This is a genomic window from Pseudomonas sp. MSSRFD41, assembly GCF_014230245.1.
Taxonomy (GTDB): domain Bacteria; phylum Pseudomonadota; class Gammaproteobacteria; order Pseudomonadales; family Pseudomonadaceae; genus Aquipseudomonas; species Aquipseudomonas piscis.
In genome coordinates this window covers 159,817-176,992 of sequence record NZ_JACKZK010000001.1, presented here as the reverse complement: position 1 = coordinate 176,992, position 17,176 = coordinate 159,817, and the positions used below count along the sequence as shown (strand labels likewise).

15 protein-coding genes are annotated in these 17,176 nt (G+C 66.2%); 6 read left to right on the top strand and 9 right to left on the bottom strand.

Features of this window, described 5'->3' with window-relative positions:
• Positions 1-2: 2 nt before the first annotated feature.
• Positions 3-1,337, top strand: coding sequence for a dihydroorotase (locus H7A76_RS00855; RefSeq protein ID WP_185696786.1), 1,335 nt, complete (start codon positions 3-5; stop codon positions 1,335-1,337).
• Between the two features lie 15 nt (positions 1,338-1,352).
• Here H7A76_RS00855 and H7A76_RS00850 read toward each other — a convergent pair whose 3' ends face one another.
• Entirely contained in the window at positions 1,353-1,877 is a 525-nt protein-coding gene (locus tag H7A76_RS00850) for a DUF3617 domain-containing protein (protein ID WP_022641960.1), read from the bottom strand.
• Between the two features lie 142 nt (positions 1,878-2,019).
• Between H7A76_RS00850 and cls the strand changes: the two genes are divergently transcribed.
• Positions 2,020-3,459 carry a cardiolipin synthase gene (cls, locus tag H7A76_RS00845; protein WP_185696785.1) on the top strand — a complete coding sequence of 480 codons (1,440 nt, stop codon included), beginning with the start codon at positions 2,020-2,022 and terminating at the stop codon, positions 3,457-3,459.
• 9 nt (positions 3,460-3,468) lie between these two features.
• Here cls and cfaB read toward each other — a convergent pair whose 3' ends face one another.
• The 8 genes from cfaB to hflK (H7A76_RS00805) form a co-directional block, all read right to left on the bottom strand.
• Positions 3,469-4,656 (bottom strand): C17 cyclopropane fatty acid synthase CfaB, encoded by a 1,188-nt coding sequence (cfaB, locus tag H7A76_RS00840; protein ID WP_185696784.1) that lies wholly within the window; start codon positions 4,654-4,656, stop codon positions 3,469-3,471.
• Positions 4,657-4,746: 90 nt separating this feature from the next.
• Positions 4,747-5,529 carry a putative DNA-binding domain-containing protein gene (locus tag H7A76_RS00835; RefSeq protein ID WP_185696783.1) on the bottom strand — a complete coding sequence of 261 codons (783 nt, stop codon included), beginning with the start codon at positions 5,527-5,529 and terminating at the stop codon, positions 4,747-4,749.
• A complete protein-coding gene (locus tag H7A76_RS00830) occupies positions 5,520-6,365 on the bottom strand; it encodes a DUF692 domain-containing protein (RefSeq protein WP_185696782.1) in 846 nt (281 codons plus the stop codon). The genes H7A76_RS00835 and H7A76_RS00830 overlap by 10 nt, the downstream gene beginning before the upstream one ends.
• 62 nt (positions 6,366-6,427) lie before the next feature.
• Complete coding sequence (locus H7A76_RS00825; protein WP_185696781.1) at positions 6,428-6,679, bottom strand: hypothetical protein; 252 nt, start codon at positions 6,677-6,679, stop codon at positions 6,428-6,430.
• 124 nt (positions 6,680-6,803) lie between these two features.
• On the bottom strand, positions 6,804-8,702 hold the full coding sequence (locus tag H7A76_RS00820; protein ID WP_185696780.1) for a heavy metal translocating P-type ATPase: 1,899 nt from the start codon (positions 8,700-8,702) through the stop codon (positions 6,804-6,806).
• On the bottom strand, positions 8,699-9,757 hold the full coding sequence (hflK, locus tag H7A76_RS00815) for a protease modulator HflK (RefSeq protein ID WP_185696779.1): 1,059 nt from the start codon (positions 9,755-9,757) through the stop codon (positions 8,699-8,701). The genes H7A76_RS00820 and hflK (H7A76_RS00815) overlap by 4 nt, the downstream gene beginning before the upstream one ends.
• Positions 9,754-10,794, bottom strand: a complete 1,041-nt coding sequence (gene hflC, locus H7A76_RS00810; protein ID WP_185696778.1) for a protease modulator HflC — start codon at positions 10,792-10,794, stop codon at positions 9,754-9,756. The genes hflK (H7A76_RS00815) and hflC overlap by 4 nt, the downstream gene beginning before the upstream one ends.
• On the bottom strand, positions 10,791-12,731 hold the full coding sequence (gene hflK / locus H7A76_RS00805; protein WP_185696777.1) for a protease modulator HflK: 1,941 nt from the start codon (positions 12,729-12,731) through the stop codon (positions 10,791-10,793). The genes hflC and hflK (H7A76_RS00805) overlap by 4 nt, the downstream gene beginning before the upstream one ends.
• A 246-nt stretch (positions 12,732-12,977) precedes the next feature.
• Here hflK (H7A76_RS00805) and H7A76_RS00800 point away from each other — a divergent pair, with 246 nt between their 5' ends.
• From H7A76_RS00800 to H7A76_RS00785, 4 genes are read left to right on the top strand one after another with little or no spacing between them, the layout of a single operon-like run.
• On the top strand, positions 12,978-13,601 hold the full coding sequence (locus tag H7A76_RS00800) for a CDP-alcohol phosphatidyltransferase family protein (protein ID WP_185696776.1): 624 nt from the start codon (positions 12,978-12,980) through the stop codon (positions 13,599-13,601).
• 10 nt (positions 13,602-13,611) lie between these two features.
• The gene (locus H7A76_RS00795; RefSeq protein WP_185696775.1) at positions 13,612-15,369 is read left to right on the top strand and encodes a bifunctional alpha/beta hydrolase/class I SAM-dependent methyltransferase; all 1,758 of its coding nucleotides are present in this window, start codon (positions 13,612-13,614) and stop codon (positions 15,367-15,369) included.
• Complete coding sequence (locus H7A76_RS00790; protein ID WP_185696774.1) at positions 15,369-16,724, top strand: phosphatase PAP2/dual specificity phosphatase family protein; 1,356 nt, start codon at positions 15,369-15,371, stop codon at positions 16,722-16,724. The genes H7A76_RS00795 and H7A76_RS00790 overlap by 1 nt, the downstream gene beginning before the upstream one ends.
• Positions 16,705-17,169 carry a hypothetical protein gene (locus tag H7A76_RS00785; protein WP_260497885.1) on the top strand — a complete coding sequence of 155 codons (465 nt, stop codon included), beginning with the start codon at positions 16,705-16,707 and terminating at the stop codon, positions 17,167-17,169. Before H7A76_RS00790 ends, H7A76_RS00785 begins: the two co-directional genes overlap by 20 nt.
• The last annotated feature ends 7 nt before the right edge of the window (positions 17,170-17,176 follow it).

The following is a 17,176-nucleotide window of genomic DNA, read 5'->3' as shown; positions in this document are numbered from 1 at the left end:
ACATGGGCCGAATCCTCATCCGCAACGCCCGCCTGGTGAACGAGGGGCGACAGTTCGAGGCCGACCTGCTGGTGCACAACGGTCGCATCGAAACCATCGGCAGCCTCGACCACCTGAGCGCCGAGCTGGAGATCGACGCCCAGGGCCAGTGGCTGCTGCCGGGCATGATCGATGACCAGGTGCACTTTCGCGAACCCGGCGCGCCGGACAAGGGCAGCTTGCACAGCGAGTCACGGGCGGCGGTGGCCGGCGGCATCACCAGCTTCATGGACATGCCCAACACCTCGCCCGCGACCCTGACCCTCGAGGCGCTGGAAGACAAGCAACGCCGCGCGGCCAAACACTCGGTGGCCAACTACGGTTTTCACTTCGGGGTCAGCAACGACAACCTCGACATCGTCGCCGCCCTCGATCCCACCACCGTAGCCGGGGTCAAGGTGTTCATGGGCGCTTCCACCGGCAACATGCTGGTGGACGACCCCCAGGTCCTGGATCGGTTGTTCCGCCAGGTGCCGACCATTCTCCTGGCCCACTGTGAACACACGCCGAGCATCCAGGTCCGCCAGCAACGCTGGCAGCAGTTGTATGGCGAACAGATTCCCGCCGCCGCCCATCCCCGCATCCGCGACGCCGATGCCTGTTATCGCTCCTCATCCATGGCCGTGGCCCTGGCCAGGCGCCACGGCACCCGCCTGCATGTACTGCACCTGACCAGCGCCCGGGAACTGGCGCTGTTCGAGGACCGGCCCCTGGCACAAAAGCGCATCACCGCCGAAGTCTGCGTGCATCACTTGTTATTCGATGACCGGGATTACTCACGCCTGGGGCACCTGATCAAATGCAACCCGGCGATCAAGTCCCAGGCTGACCGCGACGCCCTGCGCCAGGCCCTGAACAGCCAGTGCCTGGATGTCATCGGCACCGACCATGCGCCCCACACTTGGGCGCAGAAGCAACTGCCCTACACCCGCGCCCCCGCCGGGCTGCCGCTGGTGCAACACGCGCTGCCAGCGTTGCTGGAACTGGTGGCCGACGGTGTGCTGCCGCTGACCACCCTGGTGGAGAAGACCAGCCACCGGGTGGCCGACCTGTTCGCCATTCCCGACCGTGGCTACCTGCGAGAAGGCTACTGGGCCGACCTGGTGCTGGTTCGCCCGGAACCGTCAGGCCAGGCGGTGGACGAGCAACCGATCCTGGCCCGCTGCGGCTGGTCGCCCTTCAGTGGCCGGCGCTGGCGGCATAGCGTGAGTACTACCCTGGTTTCAGGCCAGTTGGCCTGGCACCAGGGACGCTTGAACGAGGATTGCCAGGGCCTGCCCTTGCGCTTCACCCGCTAGCCGCTCTGCCCCGGCTCAGGAAGCGCGCGGCTTGACCGTGCCGCAATCCTGGCCGAGCCACACTGCCCGGGTATCCATGCTGCCTTTTTGCTGCATGCCGGTGGCGTTGAAGGTACCGATCACGTTGGTGGTGAATTCACGGTCGCTGATGAACTTCGCCACGCCACTGCCCTGGGCCTTGGGACAGCTGAAGCGAAACTTCCACTGGTTGCCGTTGCGCTCGGTGACTTGCTGCTGGCAACCCGATTGCGGGTCCTGCAGCGGGATGGTGTCGGACTTCACCTGCTCCGGGGTCAGGCAAACGCGAATGCCCTTGCCGCCCATGGTCACGCCCTGCTTTTCCAGCATGGCCCGCTGCTGCGGGGTCATCTGTTGCTGCAACTGGCCGAGGATCAACGACAGGTCCGGCAGGTTCTGGTCATCGATCTTCATATTGCTGCTGGTCAGCTCCCACAAGCCCGGCTGCAGCACCTGTGCCTGCGCCACCACCGGCAGCGCCAATCCCGCAGCCAAGGCCCAACCCAGTAAACGAAGTTTCATCGAATGACTCCTAGACAATAGTGGCCGTTAGACTTCGGCCAGGGCCCGGCGTTGCATGGGCAAGAAAATAGCGACATTCGCCCTGGATCATGGTCTGTTAGCGGATACACCGGCATCGAATTTTCAGGAGCATGGCTGCCCCATGGATTATTTTGGCCCACACCCTTTCGGTTATCTCATCGCACTGCTGCATTTTCTCGGGCTGATCGCCGCAATCCATGCAGTGCTCACGGTCCGCACCGCCCAAGGCGCCATCGCCTGGGCCCTGTCGCTGCTGTTCATGCCCTACCTGACGCTGATTCCCTACCTAGTATTCGGCCGCAGCACCTTCGATGCCTACATCCAGGCCCGGCGCCAGGCCAACGTGGAAATGCACAAGGCCATCAACGACCTGAACTGGCGGCCCTGGGTCGAAGAAGCCCTCGCCGCCCGCGCGTCCAAGGCCTATGCCGCATTGCGGGCGATGCCCAAGCTGGGGCGCATGCCCTGCCTGGCCAATAACCAGGTGCGGTTGCTGGTCAACGGCGACGCCACCTTCGAGGCGATCTTCAATGCCATCCGCCGCGCCCACAAGGCGGTGCTGATCCAGTTCTTCATCATCCACGACGACGAACTGGGCCGGCGCCTGCAACGCCTGCTGCTGGAGAAGGCCCGGGAGGGCGTGACAATCCACCTGCTGTTCGACCGCATCGGCAGTCACTCGCTACCGGCCAGCTACGTGCAGACCCTGCGCGATGCTGGCGTCCAGGTGCACGCCTTCGCCACCCGCAGCGGCTGGCTCAACCGCTTCCAGGTCAACTTCCGCAACCATCGCAAGATCGTGGTGGTGGACGGCATGCTGGGTTTCGTCGGCGGGCATAACGTAGGCGATGAATACCTGGGCCTGAAGCCGCCCCTGGCGCCCTGGCGCGATACCCATGTGCAGGTCGGCGGCCCGGTGGTGGCCTGCCTGCAGGAGTCGTTCGCCGAAGACTGGTTCTGGGCCACCCGCGAGCTGCCGCCGCTGATCCTGCCGGACACCTACCCCGATGGCGGCGTGCTCTGCCAGTTGCTGGCCAGCGGCCCGGCCGACGCCTACGAAACCTGCTCGCTGTTCTTCGTCGAGGCGATCCACGCCGCCACCGAACGGGTGTGGATCACCAGTCCGTATTTCATTCCCGATGAAGCGGTGTTCGCCGCCCTGCGCCTGGCGGTATTGCGCGATGTGGATGTGCGCATCCTGCTGCCGGCACGCCCGGATCACCGCATCGTCTATGCCGCTTCCAGCCTGTACGCCTTCGAGGCGGTGCGCGCCGGCGTGCGGGTGTTCCGCTACCAGCCCGGCTTCCTGCACCAGAAGGTGGTATTGATCGACAACGAGATCAGCGCCATCGGCAGCGCCAACCTGGATAACCGTTCGTTCCGGCTGAATTTCGAAGTGATGCTGCTGACCGTGGACGAAGGCTTCGCCACCCAGGTACAGGACATGCTGGAAGCCGACTTCGCCAGGGCGCGAGAAGTGGCCAAGGAAGAAAGCCGCCAGACCCACCGCCTGCAACAACTGGGCATGCGGGTCGCGCGGCTGATTTCCCCGATCCTGTGAAGACGGCCCTTATGGGTTGTAGAGATCGTCGCGGGTCCATGGCAGTTCATGGCTGCCATCGGCATGGGCTTTCACCGCAAGGATCTGGTGCAGGTTGATCCAGCCCTTGGCGAAGGCGTAGGCGCAACCTGCCAGGTACACCCGCCAGATCCGCAGCGCCTGCTCCGGTACTTGCTTGGCCGCGGCCTCCAGGTTGTCTTCCAGGCGCTCGCTCCAGTGATCCAGGGTGCGGGCATAGTGCATGCGCAGGCTTTCCACATCGACGATTTCCAACCCGGCCTCGCTGATCTGCGCAGAGATCAACGACAGGTGCGGCAGCTCGCCGTTGGGGAAGACATAACGCTCGATGAAGTCCCCTGCTCCCCGGCCAACGGGGCGGCCGTCGGTGTGCTTGGCGGTGATCCCGTGGTTCATCACCAGGCCGCCTTCGCGCACGGCGCCGAACAGGGTCCGGCAGTATTCCGGCAGGTTGGCGTGGCCCACGTGCTCGAACATGCCGACGCTGACCACCTTGTCGAAGCGGCCATCCTGGGGCAGGTCGCGGTAGTCCAGCAATTGCAGTTCCACCAGGTCTTCCAGGCCCTCGGCCTTGACCCGCTCGCGGCCCAGGGCCAGTTGCTCCTTGCTCAGGGTGATGCCGAAGACCTTGGCGCCAAACTCGCGGGCGGCATAGCGGGCCAGTCCGCCCCAGCCACAGCCGACGTCCAGCAGGTAGTCGCCCGGTTGCAGCCGCAGCTTGCGACACAGGTGGCGGAACTTGGCCTGCTGGGCTTGCTCCAGGGTCTCGCTGCCGGTCTCGAAGTAGGCACAGGAATACGCCATGTCGCTATCCAGCCAGAGCTGGTAGAAGGCGTTGGACAGGTCGTAATGGTAGGAAATGGCGGCGGCATCGGTGGCCTTGTCGTGCAGCGAACGCACGGGCTGGTCGCCTTCGTCGTCATCCAGCAGGGCCTGGCTCAGTTCGTCGCAGACCCGGATGACTTCGCTGATGGAGCCCTCCAGCTCCAGCTTGCCCTCGACGAACGCGCCCCCCAGCGCATCCAGGCTTGGGTGGGTGAGTTGCGCGACCAACTGTGGGTCCTTGACCACGATGGTGACGTTGGGCTCGGGCCCGAGGTTGAACTCATGGCCGTCCCAAAGTCGCAGCCGCAAAGGCAATTGCAGATTCTGTAAGGCCGGTGGAAGTTGCGCGAGCATGGAAAATCCCCCCTTGTTCAGACGTCTGGAATGAGGGTAGACCATCCCTGAAAATTAGCAGGCTATCGATCTGATAGCGGTTTTCTATGATCAGCTGCGCTGCACCAAGCCATCCTCGACCCACTGTTTCAGCCAGGACACCGCCTGCAATGGGGCTCCCTCTTCATAAGTGACGGCCAGCTCGGCACAGAGTTCCGCGAAACTCCACTGCCCTGTGCTCATGCCCCGCAATGCCCAGGCCTCGTCAGTTGCCAGGGTGCGATAACGGCAGATCCGCTGCGCACGCCACACCAGGCAAACCTGCTCCTGTTCAAGTAAAGCAGGCAGGGGGAAATCCACCCTGTCCTTGACCGCCCGCCACTGCGCCAGGCTGTTGTAGCGCAGCGCCAACCACTGCACGCATGGCGCCAGGCGCAATTGCAAGCCGGGCCATTGCCCCGGCGCCAGGGCCGCCATGGCCGCTACATCCAGCACCGCCGCCTCGGGGGCATCGAACGCCAGGGTGAAGGCCCATTCCAGGCGCGCCAGCTCAGCCAGGGGCAGGCCCTGCTCGGTCGGCAGATGCTCCTGGAGAAAGTCGGCGAACCCCTGCCCCAGCCAGCGCAGACTGAAATGCCGGGACGGCGAGCGCTCCAGGTAGGCAGCGACCAGGGCGCCGAACTGCTGGTCGCCGAGCCAGTGGCGGATGCTGGGGAAGTCGCTGTCCATTACCTCCTGCAGTCGGGCTCGATAGGCGTGGTGGTAGATCGCCAGGCCGCTGGCCACATCCAGGCTCGGCCCGCCCACCAGGCTGCGCTGCCACCCTGGCTCGGCCACTGGCTGCTCGCCCAGCAGATAGCGCTCGAATGCTTGTTGCCAATCGTTCAGGCGCATCGCTGCCTCCCGGCCAGGGCCTGCTGCCCCAGCTCCCGGGCCTTGCCCAGCTCGGCGAGCAACTGCTCAAGCGGCGGCAACTGATCGTCACGCTCCAACAATGTCGCCACCGGCCCCAGGTGTTCGAGGGTGCGCTGGTACAGCGCCCAGACCGGGTCGCACACTGGCTGGTCGTGGGTATCGATCACGTAGTCGCCATGGTCCTGGTGGCCGGCCAGGTGCAGTTGGCGTATTCGCTTGGGTGGCAGCCCCTTGATGAACTGCCAGGGATCGAAACCATGATTGCGCGAGCTGACATAGACATTGTTCACGTCCAGTAGCAGCTCGCAGCCACTGAGCTGGCTCAAGGCCGAGAGGAATTGCCACTCGCTGAATTCGTCGTTCGCGGCCCGCACATAACTGGAGACGTTCTCCAGCACCAACGGCCGTTCCAGCACCTCCTGCACCTCACGCACCCGGCCGGCCACGTAGTGCAGGCTTTCCTCGGTATAGGGCAACGGCAACAGGTCGTGCAGGTGATGGGCATTGCCCCGGCTCCAGCACAGATGGTCGGAAATCCAGGCCGGACGCACTCGCCCGGCCAGCGTCTTGAGCTGCGCCAGGTAATCGTGGTCCAGGGAGTGGGGACCGCCGATGGACAACGACACCCCGTGCATCACAATGGGGTAGCGCTCGGCGATGGCATCCAGGTAATACAGGGCCTTGCCACCCTGGACCATGAAGTTCTCGGACACCACCTCGAACCAGTCCACCGCAGGGTGCTCATCGAGAATCTGCTGGTAATAGGCACTGCGCAGGCCCAAGCCATAACCCAGGCAAGAAGAAACATGGGACATCGCCAACTCCTCGCCGAGTGGCCGCAGCGGGCGTCCCCACCGCGGCAGCACTCGATCGCCGTTTACTCGCCGACCTTGCCGCCGGCCTTGTCACAGGCCGCCTGGGTCATGACCTTGAAGCCCTGGCCCTTGCAGGCGCCCATGCCCTTGCAGGCATGGTCCTTGGTCTTGCAGTCGTTCTGGCCTTTGCAACCGTTGACGCCGTAGCAGTGCACCTGGGCATCGGCAGCTATCGCCTGGGTGGCGACGCCGGCGAACAAGCCGGCGGCAGCGAAAGCCAGGGCGGCGCCGGCAGCGGTTTTCTTCATGTTCATCTTGGGTTTCCTCTAGTAGTCGATCGCAAGGATGGTGCCGGGGCGGCCTGGGCAGCCCCGTCATGTCACTAGAGAAAGGAAGGCGCCCGGCGTTACACCCGGGATAAAAATAAATGCCGCCTGGTCAGGACTTGGCCAGGGGCTCCTGGAAACGCAGCAAGCGCCCGGCATTGCCCAGCACCAGCAAGGTGCTGAGGTTGTGCAGCACGGCGGCGATCATCGCCCCCGCGGCTCCCAGCCAGCCGAATGCGGCGAAGGCGACGATGGCCAGGGTCCAGCCCAAGCCGATGACCACGTTGGCCTGCAAGGTACGCCGGCATTCACGGCTCAAGCGCACGCAGGTGCCCAGGCGTCGCAAGTCGCTGCCGATCAGCACCACGTCGGCCGAGGCCAGGGCGATATCAGCACCGCCCGCCCCCATGGCCACCCCCACGACCCCAGCCTTGAGAGCCAGGGAATCGTTGATACCGTCACCGACCACCATGGGCCGGAAGCCCTTGTCGATCTCTCCCAGCACACGCTCGAGCTTGCCCTGGGGCAGAGCCTGGGCCTCGACATCGCTGATGCCCACCTCCCGCGCCAGGCTGTCCGCCACGCTTTGCCGGTCGCCGGTGAGCAACAACTGGCGGCCCAACCCCAACTCCCGCAGTTCTTGCAGGGCCTGGGCCGCTTCAGGCTTGACGCTGTCGGCCAACAACAGCCAACCGAGGAACTCACCATTGAGCGCCAACCCGGCGATTGGCCCGTCATGGGCCGGCACCGGGCTGGTGTCGATCGCCAGCTGGATGAACAGTTCGGGCCGGCCCAGGGCCGCCTGGCCTTCATCGGTGCGCGCGACCACGCCCAGGCCCTGGCGCTCATGGATATCCCCAAGGGTCCACTGCTGCTCTGGCGGCACCAGTGCTGCCAGCGCCCGGCTGACCGGGTGACTGCTGGCCGCGCCGAGGCTGGCGGCAAGGCTGAGCAGTGCCCGACGATCCTCCAGGGGGGTGTCCACCGCCTGCAAGCGCAGGGTGCCGAAGGTCAGGGTGCCGGTCTTGTCCACCACCAGGGACGTCAGGTCCGCCAGCTCTTCGAGAAACGCCGAGCTGCGAATCAGGATGCCGTGCCGCGCCGCCACGGCGATCCCGGCAATGGCGGTGGCCGGCGCCGATAGCACCAATGCACAGGGGCAGGCCGCCACCAGCACGGCGAGCATGGCCTGGGCATCATTGGTAATGAACCAGGTCACCGCTGCCAGCAGCACCAACACCAGGTAGCTGCCGGCGTAGCGTTCCAGCAACCGGGTGATCGGTGGCTTGGCGCGTTCGGCGTTCTGCATCAGGGCGATCACCTTGCCCAGGGTCGATTCCTCGCCGGTGCGGGTCACTTCCAGGCGCAGCAGGCCATCGAGGTTGATCGCGCCCCCGAATACCTGCATGCCCACACTCGCTTCCAGTGGCACCGATTCGCCGGTGATCGGCGCGGTGTCCAGGCTCGCCTGCCCCGCTACCACCACGCCGTCGGCAGGCACCCGGTCCCCGGCGCGCACTTCCACCAGGTCGCCGGTCCTGAGGCTGGCGTTATCCACTTCCTGCACGCTGCCATTGGCCTGTACCTGCCGCGCCTGGCTGCGGGTCAGGCGGCCCAGGGCATCGATAGCCTCTTGGGAACCGATCACGCTGCGCTCTTCCAGCACATGGCCGAAGATCATGATGATCGGCAGCAAGGCGGCGGTCAGCAGGTCGCCCGTGGCCCAGGCGCCGAGCATGGCCAGGGCGATCAGTTGGTCGGTGATGCCGTGCAGGCTCGGATAGCGCAGGCTGAACCAGGCCGAACGCAACACCGGTACGGCCACCAGCAAGGAAGCGACGCCCAGCAGCAACTGGCTGACACCGACTTGCTCGGGCGCCAGCCAGCGCCAGGCCAGGCCCAGGCCCAGCAAGCCGAGGGCGAGCATGGCCAGGGTCAGTTGGCGGGCGGCGCTGCGCTGTTCAGCGCTGGTCAACATGCTGGCGGGCGCCGCATGGGTAGAAGCGGTCATCGTTCAGCTCCCTGGATGATCAAGCGGGAATCGTCTTTGGGGTCGACCGTCGTCACCGAGCCCGCCTGGCGCAGAATCTGTGGCAGGCGCTCACGATAGATGCGCAGCAGCATCTGCGGGTCGCTGCCATTGCGTTGCTCCTGGGCCAGGCTTTGGACCGTGGCGGTCTGCGCCCGGGCCAGGGCCAGTCGTTCGCTGGCCTGGGCATGAGCCACTTGCAGGCTGCGATCGGCCTGCTGGTTGGCGCTCTGGGTGAGTTTCTCCGCTTCGGTACGCGCATTGGCCACAGCCTTGTCGGCCTGCTGGCTGGCCGTCAGCACGGCATTGAAGGCGTTGACCGCAGGCTCGGGCAGGCTCGACTGCACGTCGACCCGGGTCGCTTCGATACCTATGCCCTGGCCAGTGGCGGCCAGCTCGGCCAGGCGCTGGTTGATGCCCTGGAGCAGATCGCCACGCAGCCGCTCACGGCGTTCGGCGGCCTGGTGATCGCTGCCGAGCAACTCCGGACGCGCCACCAGGATGGTGTCCAGGTCGCGGGCCGCAGCCAGGCTGACGGCGCTGCGGGTCGCCAGGCGGTCCAGGGCCGGCAGCACATGTTCGCCTTGCAAGACATAGGCATAGGGGTCGCTGACCTTGTAAAACACCCGGACGTCCAACTGCACCACGCCGGCATCGCCGGTGAGCAGGTAGCCCGAACCGGCCAGGGTGTCGTTCAACGGCGTGGCCAGGGTCGCTACCCGGTCCCCTTCCACTGCGGCTTGGGAGCGCAACAGCCCCTCGATGCGCCGCTCCAGCACCCGATCGGCGGCCGGCAACAACACCACCTGCTCGAACGGCCGGGGCCAGGCCAGCAGCAGCCCGGCATTCTGCACCCGGGCCAGGGCACCGAAATGCATGACCAGGGCGCGGTCTTGCGGATCGATCTGGCGAACGTTGGACAAGGCCCAAGCCAATGCGGCGAGGATTGTCACCACATACAGGCCGATGAATGCCAGGCGCCCCGCCTGGATCCACGGACTGTCCAATTGATTTGTTCCACGTGGAACGCTGTTCATGGCTGCGTTCCAGACGCTTTGTTCGGCAGGTTCGGCGGCCCGTCCACCAACACCCGGAACGGCGCGGCATCGGTACGCAGGATCAGGCGAGTGCTCGGATTGACCACCGTGCCCAAGGTGTCCAGGGAACGCAGCAGGTTATACAGCTGCGGAGAACTGGCGTAGGCACGGCCGTAGATCTGCGCCGCTTCGACCCGGGATTGCGCCTCTATATCTGCCGCCTTCACCGTGGCGTCGGCTTGCACTATGCGTGCGTCGCGCTCGGCAGCGGAACGGATCTGCGCCGCTTCACGCTTGCCCACGGCCGTGCGTTCGGTGGCGATGGTTTCGCGCTCGGCGCGCATGCGATCCACCGTGGCGGTGAGGGTCACCGACGGCAGGGTCAAGCGCTCGATACCCACCTGCACCACTCGCACGCCGTAGGTGGACAGCAATTGCTGGTCGATCTGCTGGCGCAGCCGGCTTTCGAAATCGCCAATGCGGACCTTGCCGGCATCGGTGTTCACCAGGTCGGCCAGATCGAAGCTGCTGGCGGTGGTTTCCAGGGCCGAACCAACGAAGGTGCGAATCTGCCGCGCCGCTTCGTCCGGCTGGTTCTGCACCGCCCGCATGAAGCGCTGCACATTGTCCGGGTCGCCCTGCACCCGCCAGGCCACATAGGCCTGGACGATGATCCGCAGGCCATCACGGGTACCCACGTCCTGCAAGCCGCTGGAGGTGGTCCGCAGGCGCAGGTCCACCGGGATCGCCGCTTCGAAGGGCGCCGGCCAGCGCCAGTTCAGCCCCGGCTCCAGCAGGACCCGGGCCGGGTTGCCGAAACGGGTGATCACCGTGGCTTCGCCGGAACGCACCTGCACCAGGCTCGCGGCCGCCAGGGCGAACGCCACCAGCAATGCCGCCCAGCCCATGCGCCGCCAGGGAAAGGGCCCTTCCTGCGCTGGCGCGCCATGGTGATGGTGGTGATGCCCGTGATGGTGGTGATGGCCGTGCCCATGGTCGTGGTCGGAGTGGGAATGGGTGTGGGAAGACTGGCTCAATGGGCGGCTCCTGGCTGGGCGGCTTTACGCGGCGCCAGCGGGTCGGCGGGCAAGGTGAAGGTACGCAAGTCGAGGGTTGGCGCACTGTCGGCGCCCAGACGGTGATCGAGAATCAACAACTGGGCCTTGCCCAGGCCCTGGATCAGTTGGCCGAAGTACTGTTCCAGGATGAATGCCTGGCCCGCACCGGCGTAGGCCTTCTGCTCGGCGGCGAACCGCAAGTCAGCCGTCTGGGCCTCGGCCTGGATCTCACGCGCCGTGGCCCGCGCCTTGTCGTTGACTTCGCTGGCTTGCAATTGCGCCTGGTTGGTCTGTTCAGCCGCGGCCCCGCGCTCCCGGGAAATCAGCGCCTGGGCGCCAATCTGCGCGGCCTGTACACCGTGGTAGGCATTGGCTGCGCCAGCCGGTGGGTGAATGGCCTCGACCACGGTGGCGAGAATCTCCACGCCGCTGTCGAGCCTGGACAGATCGGCCTGCACCGCGTGGCCGATATCCTCGGCCAGGCGCGTGCGGTCTTCGCCCAGCAGGCCATCGAGGGTGCGCGAGGCGAAATCGTGCACCAGTACCCGGCTGGCGGTACTGCGGATCAGCGACGGCACATCGTTGCTGTTGTAGGTCGCTGCCAGCGCCGCGGCATCATCCAGGCCGATGCGGTAGACGAAGCGCACGTCCATGTTGACGATCTGGAAGCTCTGCTGCCGGGCATTGCCACTGGCGATCACCTGGGATTTGTCATTCACGTGGCTGGCGTCCCACAAGCGATTGGCAATCGCCGGTGCCGGCCCTTCCGCCGCCGCCGGTTCGATCGGCTGCGGGGTTTCGCCCACGCTGGTGGCCAACTCATGGACCACGCCGTTTTCCACCGTCAGCACCCGCCCCAGGGGCCAGGGCAAACCCAGGTGCAGGCCGGGGCCGAAAACCGTTACCGGCTGGCCAAAACGCTCGTAAATACCGCGATTTTGCAGCGAAATCTCATGAACCCCGGTCAATAACCAACCTACCGCCAGGATCAGCCCCAGTACCGGCAGGAACGCCCGGCGCATGTAGGCAAAGGCCCAGACCTGGCGCAGATCGATGCCGAACCTGTTGTGCAGTTCGTTTTGCAGGCTCAGCAGCGGTTGCGGTGGCCAACGCAACAAGTCGGCGACGAAGCTATGGGCCAACAGCCGTGGCTCAAGGGCCTCGCGCTGGGGACTGAACAACGACAACAGCGCCCGTAGCAGCAACTCGCCGGCCACCAACGCCGGCAACAGGCCCATCAATACCGCCAGGCGCACCGGCCACAGGGCGCTGTCGCTGCCGAACAACAAGCACAAGGCGCCCACCAGCAAGCACAGGATGGCCACCCGCAGCAGTTGCGCCACGGCTCCGGCCTCCGGCCATTCACTCGGGTGCTCCTGGGCCAGCTGGCGCTCCAGCACCAGCAAGGCGAAGGCCAGTAGCAACAGCAGCACGGCGACGACGCTGGCGCTCAGGCCCAAAGCCGTGGCGGGCAGCGCCAGGTTGAAGACCTGCGCCAGGCAAGACAGGGCCAGCAGCGACCAGCCAGCGAGCCACAGGGTCGGGGCACCGATCTGCTGCAACAGGCGCCGGGCACGGGTGCCCAGGATGGCAGCGAAGAACCCGGCCGGCGTTGCCTCGGGCGTCTCCACCGGCGTCGATGGCGCCAGCACCTCCTCCCGCCAGCGGCTCACCCAGCACGCCGACTGCAGGCCCGCCACCACCACCAGCAAGGCACAGGACAGGTTCACCAGCACCACCGGCCAGAGGGTCAGCGCGGCGAACAAGTCGACGAACAGCGCCGCCACCAGCCCCAACACCGCCAACCCCAGCAGGCCACCGCCCCAGCGCTGCAGACGCCCGGCGTGGAACGCCGCGCGCTGGAAGCGTGGCAAGCCAGCCACATCCACCCTTTGCGTCTCAAGATCGACCTGCATACCACCCCGCCGCTCTGCTTCGGCGCTGTAAAGAAACCCACCGCCGAAATTTTTGGATACAACTCGTTACTGTATAACGGTTTTGGTGAAATTTTTGTCGCCCGCCATGTCTTTTCATCCAATGCATGCGTCGTAGAACCGAAAGATCGCTGTTTGCTCAAATGCCACAACTTGTGATGTCGGCCCCCGGCATTTACGGCAATAATCCAGCCCTGCTTCCCGCGTGCGACAAGGAAACGTCCCATCATGCTTTCGATCTACCAGCTCAAGCCACGCTTTCAGAACCTGCTGCGGCCATTGGTGCAACGCCTCTATGCCAACGGCACCACGGCCAACCAGGTCACCGTGCTGGCCGCGGTGGTTTCCCTGCTGGTGGGCGCGCTGGTGGCCGTGTTCGCCAACCACGCCTGGCTCTTCGCCCTGATCCCCGTGTGGATGATCCTGCGCATGGCGCTCAACGCCATCGACGGCATGCTGGCCCGGGAATTCGGCCAGCAGTCGCGCCTGGGCGCCTACCTCAACGAACTCTGCGACGTAGTGGCCGACAGCGCCCTGATCCTGCCCTTCGCCCTGCTGCCCGGAGTCAGCCTGCCGCTGGTGCTGGCGGTGACCCTGCTGGCGTTGTTCAGCGAGTACGCCGGGGTAATGGGGCCAATGGTCGGCGCCTCCCGACGCTATGACGGCCCCATGGGCAAGAGCGACCGGGCCTTCGTCCTCGGCGTGCTGGCCACCGGCATCGCCCTGGGCTGGCTCGGCGCCCTGTGGATAAACGCCGCCCTGGCGCTGGTCGCCGCCTTGCTGGTCTACACCCTGATCAACCGGGTCCGCCAGGGGCTCGAAGAAGTTCAGCACAACGCTCCCTCTGCATAAGGAAATGGCTATGCGCGAAGCCCAACACCAGACGTTCCGGACCCATGATGGTGTCGAACTGTTCTACCGCCATTGGCCAGCCACCGAAGTGGCTCCTGGCGCGCCGCGCCAGGCGGTGATGCTGTTCCACCGCGGCCACGAGCACTCCGGGCGCATCGCCCACCTGGTGGACGAGCTGGACCTGCCGCACATCGATTTCTTCGCCTGGGATGCCCGCGGCCACGGCCAGTCGCCGGGTGCCCGGGGCGACAGCCCGAGCTTCGCCACCAGCGTGCGCGACGTGCAGACCTTCTGCGACCACCTGGGCAGCGCCCACCAGATCGCCGAGGACAACATCGCCGTGGTGGCCCAGAGCGTCGGCGCGGTGATTGCCGCCACCTGGGTCCACGACTACGCGCCGCGGATCCGCTCCCTGGTGCTGGCCTCCCCGGCCTTCAAGGTCAAGCTCTACGTACCGTTCGCCCGTCCCGGCCTGGCCCTGATGCGGCGCTTTCGCGGCAACTTCTTCGTCAACAGCTACGTCAAGGCACGCTTCTTGAGCCACGACCCGCAACGAGTCGAGAGCTATGACAGCGATCCGCTGATCACCAAGGCGATTTCGGTCAATGTCCTGCTGGGCCTATATGAGGCGGCAGACCGGGTGGTGGCCGATGCCCAGGCGATCCAGGTGCCGACCCAGCTGCTGATCTCCGGGTCCGACTTCGTGGTGCATCGCAAGCCCCAGGAGCAGTTCTTCGAGCGCCTGGGCAGCCTGCGCAAGGAAAAGCACATCCTTCCCGGCTTCTTCCACGACACCCTGGGCGAAAAGGAACGCGCCCCGGCCATGGCCAGCATCCGCCGCTTCATCCTGCACAACTTCACCCTTCCTTTGCAGCGCCCTGCCCTGCTGGACGCCGACCGCCTGGGCGCCACCTGCGCCGAATCCGAGGCCCTGGCCGCGCCGCTGCCACGCAACTCGCTGCGCGACCTGTACTGGCGGGCCACCCGCGCCAGCATGCGCCTGGGCAGCCAGTTATCGGCGGGGGTCAAGCTGGGGTTCGACACCGGCTTCGACTCCGGCAGCACCCTGGACTATGTCTATCGCAACCGCCCGACCGGACATACCCCAGTGGGCCGCTTGATCGACCAGAACTACCTGAACTCCATCGGCTGGCGCGGCATTCGCCAGCGCAAGCTGCATGTGGAAGAACTGCTGCGCCTGGCCATGGAACAGCTGCGTGGGCAAGGCAGCGAGGTGCGCATCGTCGATATCGCCGCCGGCCATGGCCGCTACATCCTCGAAGCCTTGCAGGGGGTTGCGCCGTTGCCGGAATCGATCCTGCTGCGCGACTACAGCGACATCAATGTGCGCGACGGCAGCGCCCTGATCCAGGAAAAAGGCCTGGGCGACATCGCCCGCTTCGTCAAAGGCAACGCCTTCGATCGTGACGATCTCGCCGCCCTGGACCCCAAGCCGACCCTGGCGGTGGTTTCCGGCCTGTACGAGCTGTTCGCCGACAACCAGATGGTGGGCGACTCCCTGGCCGGGCTGGCCAGCGCCGTGGAGCCTGGCGGCTACCTGGTGTACACCGGCCAGCCCTGGCACCCGCAGCTGGAGCTGATCGCCCGGGCCCTGACCAGCCACCGCGAGGGCCAGGCCTGGGTCATGCGCCGCCGGACCCAGGCAGAGATGGACCAACTGGTGGAGGCCGCAGGCTTTCGCAAGGTGACGATGCGCGTGGATGAATGGGGCATCTTCAGCGTATCCCTGGCGCAGCGGGTGCAATGATGGCCACAGGCGCCCTGCCGGCGCGCGAACCCGGATTGCTCAAACCCGCGGTGCTCTGGCTGCTGTTGCTGGCACCGTTGTTCTTCGGCACCTATGGCTTCGCCACCTGGGTCACTGCGCAGCGCGACGACGTCGCCAGCCTGGTCTTCGACTGGGAACGACACATGCCGTTCTGGGCCTGGACCATCGTCCCCTACTGGTCCATCGACCTGCTCTACGGCCTGTCATTGCTGCTGCCGCGCAGCCGCGACGAACTCAAGCGCCACGCCCTGCGCCTGCTCAGCGCCCAGGTGATCGCCGTCAGTTGCTTCCTGCTCTGGCCGCTGCGGTTCACCTTCCCCCGGCCGGAACTGGACGGGCTGTTCGGCTGGTTGTTCGCGGTGCTGGCAGGTTTCGACAAGCCCTTCAACCAGGCGCCGTCCCTGCACATCGCCCTGCTGGTGGTGCTGTGGGTCTGCTATGCGCGGCATATCCACGGGGCCTGGCGCTGGCTGGTGCATGGCTGGTTCGCGCTGATCGGGATTTCGGTACTGACCACTTATCAACACCACTTCATCGATGTACCCACAGGCGCCCTGGCCGGCTGGCTGTGCGTCTGGTTGTGGCCGCTGGATCGTCCCAGCCCGCTGGCCAGCGCCCGCTTCAGCCATGACCCGCAGCGCCGCCGACTGGCCCTGCGCTATGCCCTGGGAGCGGCGGCATTCACCCTGGCGGCCTGGGCCTGGGGCGGCATCGGCCTGTGGCTGCTGTGGCCGGCGGTGGCGCTGCTGCTGGTGGCGGTGAACTATGCCTTGCTGGATGCCGCCGGCTTCCAGAAACGCGCCGATGGCCGCCTGGGCCCCGCCGCCCGCTGGCTGCTGGCGCCTTACCTGGCAGCGGCGTGGATCAACTCGCGGTTGTGGACAAGAAACCATCCACAGCCGGACCCGGTTGTGGATAACGTCTGGCTGGGACGCTTGCCGACGCCGGCCGAACTGGATGCCAGCCCGTTCGCCGCGGTGCTCGACCTGTGCGCCGAGCTGTCCCTGGACGGCCGCTCGCTGGCGGCCTACCAGAACCTGCCGCTGCTCGACCTGTGCGCGCCGAGCCCGGCCCAGTGCCTGGCCGCGGCCCAAGCCATCGAACGCCAGCGCCAGTACGGCCCGCTACTGGTGTGCTGCGCCCTGGGTTATTCGCGCAGCGCCACGGCGATTGCCGCCTGGCTGTTGCACAGCGGACGCGCGGCCACGGTAGACAGCGCCCTGGTCCAGCTGCGCCGGGCGCGGCCGCAAATCGTCCTGCATGCCGCCCATCGCCAGGCCCTGGAAAGCCTGGTCAACGCCAGGAGCCCAGCCCATGCCCACGCTCACCACTGACATGCAGTTGTACAGCGTCGCCAGCCTGCTGCGCCGAGGCCAGGCCCTGGACCAGTTATCCACAGGCCTGACCCTGCTCGGCGGCCTGTATGGCCTGGGCCAGTACCTGCTCGCCAGCGTCACCCTCGCCGGGCTGCTGCTGAGCCTCGCCCTGGTGGCCCTGGGGGTTGTGGAAAAGTACCTGGCACTGCGGGTGGCCTTCGATGCCGACCTGTTCCAGCGGGTGGCCGACGCCGCTGTTTCCCTCGACCACAGCACCCGCGCCCTGGACCAGGCCCTGAGCAGCCTCGGCCTGCAGCCCGTCGAGCACGGCGGACGGCCCTGGCACGAACGCAGCCAGGGTGCCCTGGGCCTGCTGCGGCGCCAGGCGCTGCTGCTGGCGACCCAAGTGCTGGTGCTGTTGAGCGTGATCCTGATCAGCCCCTGGCTGGCCTTTGCCGGATAAGGAATGC

Coding starts and splice junctions, on each gene's coding strand:
- H7A76_RS00855 (WP_185696786.1), top strand. CDS start 3: ATGGGCCGAATCCTCATCCGCAACGCCCGCCTGGTGAACGAGGGGCGA.
- H7A76_RS00850 (WP_022641960.1), bottom strand. CDS start 1,877: ATGAAACTTCGTTTACTGGGTTGGGCCTTGGCTGCGGGATTGGCGCTG.
- cls (WP_185696785.1), top strand. CDS start 2,020: ATGGATTATTTTGGCCCACACCCTTTCGGTTATCTCATCGCACTGCTG.
- cfaB (WP_185696784.1), bottom strand. CDS start 4,656: ATGCTCGCGCAACTTCCACCGGCCTTACAGAATCTGCAATTGCCTTTG.
- H7A76_RS00835 (WP_185696783.1), bottom strand. CDS start 5,529: ATGCGCCTGAACGATTGGCAACAAGCATTCGAGCGCTATCTGCTGGGC.
- H7A76_RS00830 (WP_185696782.1), bottom strand. CDS start 6,365: ATGTCCCATGTTTCTTCTTGCCTGGGTTATGGCTTGGGCCTGCGCAGT.
- H7A76_RS00825 (WP_185696781.1), bottom strand. CDS start 6,679: ATGAACATGAAGAAAACCGCTGCCGGCGCCGCCCTGGCTTTCGCTGCC.
- H7A76_RS00820 (WP_185696780.1), bottom strand. CDS start 8,702: ATGACCGCTTCTACCCATGCGGCGCCCGCCAGCATGTTGACCAGCGCT.
- hflK (WP_185696779.1), bottom strand. CDS start 9,757: ATGAACAGCGTTCCACGTGGAACAAATCAATTGGACAGTCCGTGGATC.
- hflK (WP_185696777.1), bottom strand. CDS start 12,731: ATGCAGGTCGATCTTGAGACGCAAAGGGTGGATGTGGCTGGCTTGCCA.
- H7A76_RS00800 (WP_185696776.1), top strand. CDS start 12,978: ATGCTTTCGATCTACCAGCTCAAGCCACGCTTTCAGAACCTGCTGCGG.
- H7A76_RS00795 (WP_185696775.1), top strand. CDS start 13,612: ATGCGCGAAGCCCAACACCAGACGTTCCGGACCCATGATGGTGTCGAA.
- H7A76_RS00790 (WP_185696774.1), top strand. CDS start 15,369: ATGGCCACAGGCGCCCTGCCGGCGCGCGAACCCGGATTGCTCAAACCC.
- H7A76_RS00785 (WP_260497885.1), top strand. CDS start 16,705: ATGCCCACGCTCACCACTGACATGCAGTTGTACAGCGTCGCCAGCCTG.